The following is a 9,978-nucleotide window of genomic DNA, read 5'->3' as shown; positions in this document are numbered from 1 at the left end:
GGAGGAAGGAAATCACGCCAGGGGTGGGGGAGTTCGGGGGGGGGGGGGGGCTTTTGGGGGGGGGGGGGGGGGGGGGGTTGTGGGGGGGGGGGGGAAGGGGGGGGGGGGGGGGGGGGGGCCCCCCCCCCCCCCCCCCCCCCGCCGTCGTACTCCTACCTGTGCCTCACCTGCCGGTCGTACGGATCACTTGGTGATCACGATGGCGAGCAGGATGCCCGGGTTGTTGGTGTCGTAGTAGCCGATGACCGGCTGCCCGTACGCGAACGCCTCCTGTACCTGGTCGCGGGTGCGGTCGAGCGGGTTGATGAACACGCGCCAGTCCCCGTCCACGTACAGGTAGAGCAGCGTGGCCTGGCCGGGCAGCGGCTGGAGGACGTCCCAGAAGCTCTCCGCCACGTTGCCCGACAGGGCCTGGGTGGAGATCGTGGGCGCCTGTGCCTGCGGGACCTGCTGCTGGCCGAGCTGCTGGAGCAGCTGCTGGAAGGGCTGCTGCTGGCCGAGCTGCTGCATCTGCTGGCGCAGGTGCGGCGGGATCTGCTGGCTCTGCATCTGCTGCCCCGGGGCCTGCTGCTGGCCGATGCCCTGCTGGCCCTGCATCATGCCTTGCTGGCCTTGCTGACCGAAGGGCTGCTGCTGGCCCTGCTGACTCTGCTGGCCGAACGGCCGCTGCTGGCCGAACTGGCCCTGCTGGCCGGTCTGCGGCGGCGCGGTGCTCGGGCCCTGCTGCCCGTACTGCTGGCCGAAGGGCTGCTGACCGTACTGCTGCTGGGAGAACGGCTGCTGCTGGCCGAACGGTTGCTGTTGGCCGTACTGCTGCGAGCCGGGGGGCTGCTGACCGTACTGCTGGCCCAGCTGACTCATTTGCGGGGTGGTGCTCATGCGGGTGCCACCTTCCCTCAATGGTCGGTCCGTTTGCCTTGCTTCCTGCGCTTGCCGTGGTTCAGCCCGTGACGACCAGGCCCACGACCTCGTCGTCCGAGAACCAGACGCGTACGTCGGGGGACCCGCCCGCGAAGGCGGAGTGCACCGCCTGGCGGATCTCGGGCGTCGGGTGGTTCAGGTTGCGCCACTCCCCGGCCACGAAGAGCCGCAGGCGCGGCGGGAGTTCCGGCGGGTAGGGGAGCAGCTCGTCCCAGTAGCGCTCGGCGCGGCCCGAGCCCACCGCCGACGGCAGGAGCTTGGTGACCGCCGCCTTGATGTCGGGGCGGTTGCCGATCCGCTGGGACGCCGGTCGGCCCGGGGCGTCCTGCTGCGGCGAGCCCGTCGCCCGGAGGACCGCACGCGCCCGCGCGGACGTCATCGGCTGCTGGCCCGCCGCCTTGAGCATGCCTTGCAGCGAGACGACCGCGCCGACCACGATCGGTGCCGCCGATGACGTGCCGGAGAACGTGTCGGTGTACCAGGCGATCTCCTCCACACCGCCCTGGAGGTCGCCCGGCTGGTTCCAGAAGCCGCCCGTCGTCGTGGTCTCGCGGCCCCAGCCCTGCGCGTCCACGCGCGCCCCGTAGTTGGAGAACGCCAGGCGCGAGCGGTCCGGGCCGTGGTCACGGCCGTGCGTACCGGGCGGCGGCGCGCCCGCGCCGACCAGGACGGCGTCGGACGACGGGTTGGACGGGTTGAACGGGTTGCGCCACCAGGACGGGAACTCGTCCGGACGGCGCTCGTACAGCGCGTCGTCGAGCGACTCGGAGCCGTTGCCCGCCGCCCCGACGACGATGACGCCCTTCGCCGTGGCGTAGCGGACCGCCGCGTAGTCGTCGGGCCACCACTCGACGGCGATGTAGCCGCGCTGGTCGTCGCGCTCCTCGTAGTCGAATTTCGGCCCGGGCCTGTGCAGTTCGATGAGGATGACGTCTCCGGGCGCGAGCCGGTCCGCCGCCGCGTGGATGGTCGCCGCAGTGCCGCTGGGGAGGAAGGAGGCGGCCGCCGTCACGGCGTCCGGCACGATGCCGGTGACGCCTGCCGGGCTGCGGTCGCCGCCCAGCACGCCGACGACGGCGGTGCCGTGGTTGCGCCAGGACAGGTCCTGGACCGGGGTGCCGATGACCACGCCCGCGAGCTTCGCGGACAGGTCCTCGTGGCTGAGCTGCCAGGCGCCCTCGATGTCGATGACGGTCACGCCGGCACCGCCGCCGCCGAGCCGCTGCCAGGCCCACTGCGCGTCCACGCCCTCCGGGGCCGGGCCCAGATAACCCTGGCGGCCGGTGAAGTCGGGGGTGACCGGGGCGCCTTCCTTGCGGCGCCTGCCCTCTTCGGGCTCGCCGGCGCCGCCCTGCCGCCCGATCGCGCCGAGCGTGGCGGGGACCGCGCCGGGTTTGACGTACGCCGTGTCGATGCCGGGCAGCGCCGACATCCGCGCGCGCAGCTCCGGGGCCCGGTCCGCGCCGCCGCGCACCCGGTAGAAGAGGGTGAGGTCGGGCACGTCGTCCACCGCGCCCGCCGCCGTCGCCCGGAGCCGGTCCTCGCTGCCGAACAGCGGCTCCAAGGTGAGTTGTTCGTCGCTGAGGAACATGTTCAGGGCCGAGACGTCGGCGCCCGTCGCCGAGCGGACGCCGTCCTCCTGGGCGCGCAGCCGGGCCTCCGGCCGTGCGACGACGATGAGTTCCTGCTCGGCCGCCCGATAGGTGAATCCCGCTCCGTCGGGTCCAGGGCCACTGCCTCCCGGATCGCCGCCCTGCCGCACCTGGTCGGTCATCGCTTCACCGCTCCCTTCGGTTCCCGGACCTCGGGCGTTCGGTCGCTGCACACCCTGCTACCGCTGGGCCGGGACGTCCAGCCCCCTTTCCCAGAACGGTGTTTGAACAGAAGTTGATGAGGGAACCGTGTGCAATTCATCGACAATCCCGTGTCACGGCGCAAACCGGCCAAAGGTAGCGAGACGGGTGGGGTGGGAGCGCACACGGAGGGCGCGCGGGCACACGAAAGGGGCGGCACCGCGTGGGTGCCGCCCCTCCGGGCCGCTGCCGGTCGGCCGGTGCGTCCGGGGACGCGGCCGCTCAGTCCTCGGAGGAATCCCCGGGTCCGTCGGCCGACTCGTCGGTCGGCTTGTCGGCTGGCTCGTCGGCCGAGGTGCCGCCCGTGCCGCCGTCGGGCTTGTCCTCGCCTTCGCCCTTGTCGAGAGCCTCGCTCTTGTCCAGGGCCTCGCCCTTGTCCTCCGGTGACGGCTTCGCCGGGGATCCGGGGCCGGGCTCCGCGCCCGCCTCCGCGCGCGGCTGCGGCTTCGGCGGGCGGGTGCGCTCGCTCGGGGTGTCCCGCAGATAGGCCGCGCCCTCGCCTTCCGACGCCACGCCGCCGACCTGGCCGGGGCCGCCCCCGTCGCGCCGCCGCAGATAGCGCTCGAACTCGCGGGCGATGGCCTCGCCCGAGGCCTCCGGCAGCTCCGCGGTGTCCCGTGCCTCCTCCAGGGACTGCACGTACTCGGCGACCTCGCTGTCCTCGGCGGCCAGCTGGTCGACGCCGAGCTGCCAGGCGCGCGCGTCCTCCGTCAGCTCGCCCAGCGGGATCCTGAGGTCGATCAGGTCCTCCAGGCGGTTGAGCAGCGCGAGCGTCGCCTTCGGGTTCGGCGGCTGCGAGACGTAGTGCGGCACCGCGGCCCACAGGCTGACCGCGGGGACGCCCGCGTGCGTGCACGCCTCCTGGAGGATGCCGACGATGCCCGTCGGGCCCTCGTACTTCGTCTCCTCCAGGTCCATGGTGCGCGCCAGGTCCGGGTCGGAGGTGACGCCGCTGACCGGGACCGGCCGGGTGTGCGGGGTGTCGCCGAGCAGCGCGCCCATGATCACGACCAGTTCGACGCCCAGCTCGTGGGCGAAGCCGAGCAGCTCGTTGCAGAACGAACGCCAGCGCATGGACGGCTCGATGCCCCGCACCAGGACGAGGTCGCGCGGCTTGTCGCCGCCGACGCGCACGACCGAGAGCCGCGTCGTCGGCCACGTGATCTTGCGCACGCCGCCGTCCAGCCACACCGTGGGGCGGTTGACCTGGAAGTCGTAGTAGTCCTCCGCGTCCAGGGCCGCGAAGACCTCGCCCTTCCACTCCTTGTCGAGATGCGCGACCGCGGTGGAGGCGGCGTCGCCGGCGTCGTTCCAGCCCTCGAACGCGGCCACCATGACCGGGTCGATCAGCTCGGGTACCCCCTCGAGCTCGATCACCCAGGCCTCCTTCCGACGTTCTCCTCTAAGTACGCCCCAACCTTACGGCGTCCCGCGGGGGCCTCCGCAGCCCCCCGGCGGCGCCGAGTGCCGGATCACTGCCCAGGTCAACCGCCCCTCACTCCTGCCCTTCCGGGTGGAGCCGCGCTGGCCGGGACTCAGAGGGTGGAGCGCAGCCACTGCTCCACGCTCGCGATGTGCACGGTCGCCCAGGACCTGGCCGCCTCCGCGTCCCGGTCGCGCAGGGCGCCGAGGATCGCCCGGTGCTCGTGCAGCGTGCGGCTGACCGCGTCCTCCTGGGTGAGGCCGCGCCAGACGCGGGCCCGCGTCGTCGGCCCGGACAGGCCGTCGAGCAGCGAGCACAGGACGGAGTTCCCCGACGCCTGCACGATGACGCGGTGGAACTCCAGGTCGCAGGCCACCAGCTCCTCCACGGACGGCGCGGTGCCGAGGGCATCCAACTGCTCCGTGAGGGTGTCCAGTTCCGCCTCACTGATCCGCGCGGCCGCCATCGCCGTCGCGGCGGGCTCCAGGATGCGGCGTACGGCGAGGAACTCCAGGACGGTGTCGTCGCGGTGGAAGTCGACCACGAAGCTCAGGGCCTCGAGCAGCAGCTGCGGATCGAGACTGGTGACGTACGTGCCGTCGCCCTGCCGTACGTCGAGGATGCGGATCAGGGAGAGCGCGCGCACCGCCTCGCGCAGCGAGTTGCGGGACAGGCCAAGGTCGGCGGCCAGTTCGCTTTCCTTGGGGAGACGGTCGCCGGGGCGCAGCGCGCCCGAGACGATCATGCCCTTGATCTTTTCGATGGCCTCGTCCGTGACAGCCATGGGGACCTCGCCTCGGGGAAGAGCAGCAGGAAAGGACATCGGACGCCCAGGAAGACCCTAATAGGACAATAGACATCCGATGTATCGGCTCATTATGTCCCTCGGAGCCCTGCGGGGAACCGGGTTCAGCCGAAGCGTTCGATCCTGATCCGGTCCACCGGCTGGCCGCCGTCCACCAGGAGCCGGGATGCGTGCTCGGCGAAGCCGTTGGAGCCGCAGATGTACGCCTCCCAGCCGTCCTCGGGGCGTCCGGCGCCGAGGTGGGGCGCCAAGTGCCCGGCGTGCAGACGTCCTTCGGCGCGGGTGAGGATCACGTCCGTCTCGTCGCCGTACTCGTCGGCGTACAGGAGATCGGCGCGGGTGCGGGCCGAGACGAGCAGGCGCAGCGGCACCGTCAGGCCGGCCCGCCGGTGGTGGCGGACCATCGACATCAGCGGGACCACGCCGGAGCCCGCCCCGAGCAGAAGCGCGGGCCGGTCGCCGGGCCAGGCGAAGAAACCGGACAGCGGGCCGCGCACCTCGACGGTGTCACCCACCCGCGCGACCGTGTGCAGATGCCCGGAGACCTCGCCGCCCGGCACGTGGTCCAGGGTCAGCTCGATCTCCCCGCTGTCGTCCGGGGCGGACGCCAGCGAGTAGTGGCGCTGGGCGACATAGCCGTCCGCCGCGGTCAGGCGCAGCATCAGGTGCTGGCCCGGCAGATGCCCCTGCCACGCGGGCACCTTGAGCCGGAAGGTCGCCGCGGCGTGCGTCTCACGGCGGATCTCCGTGATCAGGGCCTGCTGCCAGTGGGCCGCGGTCTGCTCGCTCACGGCGATGCGCCCGGGCACCGCGAAGGCGCTCGGGGGCACGAAAGGGGTGAAAGGAGTGAAAGGGGTGGAAGGGTCGAAAGAGGGGCCGGGCGCCCCCGAGGAGGTGTCAGTCACCGGCGTACCGTTCCTCACGCCACGGGTCGCCCCGGTGGTGATAGCCGTTCTTCTCCCAGAAGCCGGGCTCGTCGTGGTCGAGCAGCTCCAGGCCCGCGATCCACTTGGGGCTCTTCCAGAAGTACAGGTGCGGCACGACGAGCCGGGCGGGCCCGCCGTGCTCGGGCGGCAGCGGCGCCCCGTCGTACTCCCAGGCGATCCAGGCCCGCCCGCCGGTCACGTCGGCGAGCGGCAGGTTCGCGGTGTAACCGGTGTGGGAGTACGCGACGACGTGCGTGGCGGCGGGCAGCGGGCCGCCTGCCCCGGCGAGGAACGCGTCCACGCTCACGCCGCCGAAGCGCACGCCGAACTTGGACCAGCTCGTCACGCAGTGGATGTCGCCCCGGTACTCGGACGCGGGCAGCGCGTGCGCCTCGTCCCAGGTCCAGGTGCGCGGGCCGGCCACGAGCCCGCCGACGCGGAACGTCCAGTCGGCGGCCGCGAGCCGGGGCGTGACCTCGGCGGAGAGCACGGGCCAGGTGTCGCGGGCGTCGTACTGGCCCGGCGGCAGGCGCGGGTCGCGGTCGGCGGCACGGGCGCGCCCGGTGAAGCCGCGCGTCGGCGCGGGGGGCTGCGCACTCATGACAGCCGCGCGGGCGCGGCCTGGGCCACGGCCTTGCTCAGGGCGCGGAGCACGCGCGGTTCGTCCAGGGTGAGCAGGGCCCGGTCGCGCATCAGGACGCGGCCGTCGACGACGGTGTCACGCACGTCGGCGCCCGCTGCGGCGTAGGCGAGCGTCCCGTACGGGTCGTGGCGCGGCGCCAGGTGCGGCCGGTCGAGGCCGACGACGATCAGGTCGGCGCGCTTGCCCGGCTCCAGGGAGCCGAGCCGGTCGCCGAGGCCGAGCGCCCGCGCCGACTCGATGGTGGCCATCCGCACGGCCTGCTCGGCGCCGACGGCCGTCGGGTCGCCGCCCGCCTTGTGCACGAGCGCCGCGAGGCGGACCGCGCCCAGCACGTCCAGCGTGTTCGAACTCACGGCGCCGTCCGTGCCGATGCCGACCGTGACGCCCGCGTCGAGCAGATCCGGTACGCGCGCGATGCCGCAGCCCAGCTTCAGGTTCGACGCCGGGCAGTGCGCGACGGACGTACCCGTGCGGGCCAGCGTCGCGATCTCCGCGTCGGTCAGCTCGACGGCGTGCGCGAGGAGCGTGTCCGGGCCGAGCACGCCGAGCGAGTCGAGGAGTTCCACGGGCCGCATGCCGTACCGCTCCCTGACCAGGTCCACCTCGGTCGTGTTCTCGGCGGCGTGCAGATGCAGCAGGGCGTCGTGGGCGCGGGCCAGCGCGGTGATCGCGGCGAGCTGGTCGGGCGCCAGGGTGTACGCGGAGTGCGCGAAGAGGACCGGCCTGGTGCCCGGCGCGGCGGGGCGTGCGGCCAGCCAGGCACCCGCCCAGCCGAGCCGCTCCGCGTACGGGCGGCCGTCCGGCGGCCCCGGCACGTCCATGAACGTCGGCCCGGTGAGCAGCCGCCACCCGGCCTCGCGCGCCACCTCTTCGGCGGCCTCGTGGAACCAGTACATGTCGAGCGCGGTGGTCACCCCGGCGCGCACCGACTCGGCGATCGCCGCCCGCAGGCCCACCGCGACGGTCTCCGGCGTGAGCAGCTCGGCCTCGCGCGGCACGACCCGCTCCAGGAAGCCCTGGAGGGTGACGTCGTCGGCGGTGCCGCGCAGCAGCGTCATCGCCAGGTGCGTGTGCGTGTTGACGAGCCCCGGCAGGACGAGACAGCCGCGCGCGTCGATCTCCTCGGCCGGGGCGTACTCGGCGCGGAGCCGCTCGGCCGGGCCGACGGCCGCGATCTCGCCGGCGCGCACGGCGACGGCGCCGTCGCTCACCACGGTGCCGGACGCGTCGAGGGTCAGGACGTCGCCGCCGTGGACGAGGAGGTCTAGGGGGAGCATGTGGCGCGTATCTCCAGGGTGTTTCCGCGGGCGGTTCTCGCCGGGCTCAGCCGGCCTGCGCGGGGACGTCGGCGGCCAACAGGCGCAGCGCGTCCAAGGTTATCCGGGCGCCGCGGGCGACTCCGTCGGCGACCACCGTCCGGTGCGGGTCGTAGCCGCCGGTGGCCTCCTCGTCGACCAGCTCGTCGGCGTTCGCGCCGTCCACGACGAGCGCCCCACCCGCGATCAGACCGCGCGTCGAGGCGAACACGTACAGGGCGCTCAGCTCCATCTCGATGGCCGCGATGCCCGCCCGCTCGTACGCCTCTACGGGCAGCGGCACGAAGCCGGGCTGGAAGGCGGCCCGCGTCCACACCACGCCCCGGTGGTGCGGGGCCCCGGCGGCCCGCGCCGCACGCGTCAGCGCGAGCACCGCTTCCGGCGCCCCGAACGCCGGGTACTCCACCGGGATCAGCTGCCCCGTCACGCCGTCGTCGCGTACCGCCGCGTCCGCGATGACCAGGTCGCCGGCCGCGATGCCGGGCCGGATCGCGCCCGCCGTGCCCAGCCGGATGAAATGCGTCACACCCGCCTGCGCCAGCTCCTGGAAGAGCAGCAGCGCCCCGGGCGCGCCCACGCCGTGCGAGGCCACGACGACGGGCAACTCCTGCCAGACACCGGTGTACGTGCGGTACTCGCGGCGGTACGACACCTCCTTCGCGTCGTCGAGGAGGTCCGCGACGGCTGCCGCGCGGGCGGGGTCACCGACCACGACGGCGTACGGGGGCAGCCCGGCGCGGGGCACGCCGGTGATGGGCAGCGGTGCGGGGGACGCCGGGGTCATGGTCATCTGCGCGCTCCTGGCTGGGCTCCGAGGGCTCCGAGGCTTCGGGGGAAGTGTGCCGGGAGCCGCCCGCGGCCCCCGCGCCGGGGTGGCCGGGCGGTCCGGAGCCCCCGGCCTGGCCGGGCGGGCCGCCGTCACGAGGGGTCCCACAGCCGGGACGGCGCCTCCGCGCGCACCACCGGCGCGATCTCCTCCGCGAAGCGCTGGAGCGTCTCGATCTGCTCGCCGCGCGGGAGGCCGAACCCGTCGACGGTGATGGACTGGAGGTCGTGCCGGTACACCTCGTGGTAGCCGAGGATCTTGTCGATGATCTGCTGCGGCGAGCCGATCAGCTGGGGCCCGTCGGCGATCGCCTCCTCGATGGTGCGGAAGGGCGTGTTGTAACCCGCCTTGCCCTCCAGGTGCGGCTTGAAGGTCTGGCGCACCTTCGCCTCGTAAAGGTCCCGGTAGCGGCTCACGGCCTGCTCCGCGCTGTCGGCGACGAGCAGCCCGCCCGAGCCCGCCGCCACATGGGCGTTCGCCGGGTCGTGGCCGTGGGCCTCGAACCGCTCGCGGTAGTGCGCGATCAGCTTCGCGTACGCCGCCCGCGGCTGGATCGCGTTGGCGGTGAACAGCGGATCGCCGTGCTTGGCGGCGAGTTCGGGGGAGTTGAGCGAGGTCGCCGAGCCGTGCCAGACGCGCGGCGGCCCCGCGTACGGGCGCGGCACCGTCGTCACGTCCTTCAGGGCGGGGCGGAACTCGCCCTCCCAGTCGACGTTCTCCTCCCGCCACAGCCTGCGCAGCAGCTCGTACTTCTCCTCCTGGAGGTCCCACTGGCGGGCCTCGTCCAGCCCGAACAGGTCGAAGTGGCCGGCCTCCGCGCCCTTGCCGATGACCAGCTCCACGCGCCCGTGCGAGAGCTGGTCGAGCGTCGCGTAGTCCTCGGCGATCCGCACGGGGTCCAGGATCGCGACGACGGTGACGCCGGTCAGGAGCCGGATGCGGGACGTGCGGGCCGCGAGCGCGCCGAGGACGGCCGTCGGGCTCGACGACAGGAACTCGCCCGCGTGCCGCTCGCCCACCGCGTACGCGTCGTACCCGAGCCGCTCCGCCTCGACGCCGACCTCGACGACGTCGGCGAACCGGTCGGCGGCGGTGGCCAGTTCACCGGTCAGCGGATGCGGGGAGTGGGAGATGAGGGAAAGCACTTGAAACTTCATGCTTCAAAGGTGCGGGTCGAACGTTGCCGCGGTGTGGCGGCGGTATGGCACCCCCTGTAGAGGCATGCGTAAGGGGCGGTCGCCATGGCGACCGCCCCTTACAGATCA

General features: G+C 73.5%; 9 protein-coding genes. All 9 read right to left on the bottom strand.

Annotation, left to right across the window (positions count from 1 at the left end; all coding sequences use genetic code 11):
• Nucleotides 1–183: 183 nt before the first annotated feature.
• Nucleotides 184–879: a hypothetical protein gene (locus tag AC07GB_RS30935; RefSeq protein ID WP_478851194.1), complete on the bottom strand. Its 696-nt coding sequence runs from the start codon at nucleotides 877–879 to the stop codon at nucleotides 184–186.
• A gap of 61 nt (nucleotides 880–940) precedes the next feature.
• Complete coding sequence (locus tag AC07GB_RS30930; RefSeq protein WP_478851192.1) at nucleotides 941–2,695, bottom strand: S8 family peptidase; 1,755 nt, start codon at nucleotides 2,693–2,695, stop codon at nucleotides 941–943.
• A 301-nt stretch (nucleotides 2,696–2,996) separates the two neighbouring features.
• The gene (locus AC07GB_RS30925) at nucleotides 2,997–4,151 is read right to left on the bottom strand and encodes a PAC2 family protein (RefSeq protein ID WP_478851190.1); all 1,155 of its coding nucleotides are present in this window, start codon (nucleotides 4,149–4,151) and stop codon (nucleotides 2,997–2,999) included.
• Nucleotides 4,152–4,309: 158 nt separating this feature from the next.
• A complete protein-coding gene (locus AC07GB_RS30920) occupies nucleotides 4,310–4,981 on the bottom strand; it encodes a FadR/GntR family transcriptional regulator (RefSeq protein WP_478851188.1) in 672 nt (223 codons plus the stop codon).
• Nucleotides 4,982–5,106: 125 nt separating this feature from the next.
• Nucleotides 5,107–5,832: a ferredoxin reductase gene (locus AC07GB_RS30915; RefSeq protein ID WP_478851186.1), complete on the bottom strand. Its 726-nt coding sequence runs from the start codon at nucleotides 5,830–5,832 to the stop codon at nucleotides 5,107–5,109.
• Between the two features lie 67 nt (nucleotides 5,833–5,899).
• Nucleotides 5,900–6,529 carry a sulfite oxidase-like oxidoreductase gene (locus AC07GB_RS30910; RefSeq protein WP_478851184.1) on the bottom strand — a complete coding sequence of 210 codons (630 nt, stop codon included), beginning with the start codon at nucleotides 6,527–6,529 and terminating at the stop codon, nucleotides 5,900–5,902.
• Complete coding sequence (locus tag AC07GB_RS30905; protein WP_478851182.1) at nucleotides 6,526–7,848, bottom strand: amidohydrolase; 1,323 nt, start codon at nucleotides 7,846–7,848, stop codon at nucleotides 6,526–6,528. The genes AC07GB_RS30910 and AC07GB_RS30905 overlap by 4 nt, the downstream gene beginning before the upstream one ends.
• Nucleotides 7,849–7,894: 46 nt before the next feature.
• Nucleotides 7,895–8,677 (bottom strand): phosphorylase family protein, encoded by a 783-nt coding sequence (locus tag AC07GB_RS30900; RefSeq protein WP_478851180.1) that lies wholly within the window; start codon nucleotides 8,675–8,677, stop codon nucleotides 7,895–7,897.
• 128 nt (nucleotides 8,678–8,805) lie between these two features.
• Nucleotides 8,806–9,870, bottom strand: coding sequence for an LLM class flavin-dependent oxidoreductase (locus AC07GB_RS30895; RefSeq protein ID WP_478851178.1), 1,065 nt, complete (start codon nucleotides 9,868–9,870; stop codon nucleotides 8,806–8,808).
• Nucleotides 9,871–9,978 lie beyond the last annotated feature (108 nt).

Source organism: Streptomyces sp. NPDC045778 (assembly GCF_056431945.1).
This window is presented reverse-complemented; position numbering and strand designations above follow the sequence as displayed.

What these genes read in the sequence shown, in the direction of transcription:
- AC07GB_RS30895 (WP_478851178.1), bottom strand. Translation starts at nt 9,870, where the DNA reads ATGAAGTTTCAAGTGCTTTCCCTCATCTCCCACTCCCCGCATCCGCTG.
- AC07GB_RS30905 (WP_478851182.1), bottom strand. Translation starts at nt 7,848, where the DNA reads ATGCTCCCCCTAGACCTCCTCGTCCACGGCGGCGACGTCCTGACCCTC.
- AC07GB_RS30910 (WP_478851184.1), bottom strand. Translation starts at nt 6,529, where the DNA reads ATGAGTGCGCAGCCCCCCGCGCCGACGCGCGGCTTCACCGGGCGCGCC.
- AC07GB_RS30935 (WP_478851194.1), bottom strand. Translation starts at nt 879, where the DNA reads ATGAGCACCACCCCGCAAATGAGTCAGCTGGGCCAGCAGTACGGTCAG.
- AC07GB_RS30900 (WP_478851180.1), bottom strand. Translation starts at nt 8,677, where the DNA reads ATGACCATGACCCCGGCGTCCCCCGCACCGCTGCCCATCACCGGCGTG.
- AC07GB_RS30920 (WP_478851188.1), bottom strand. Translation starts at nt 4,981, where the DNA reads ATGGCTGTCACGGACGAGGCCATCGAAAAGATCAAGGGCATGATCGTC.
- AC07GB_RS30930 (WP_478851192.1), bottom strand. Translation starts at nt 2,695, where the DNA reads ATGACCGACCAGGTGCGGCAGGGCGGCGATCCGGGAGGCAGTGGCCCT.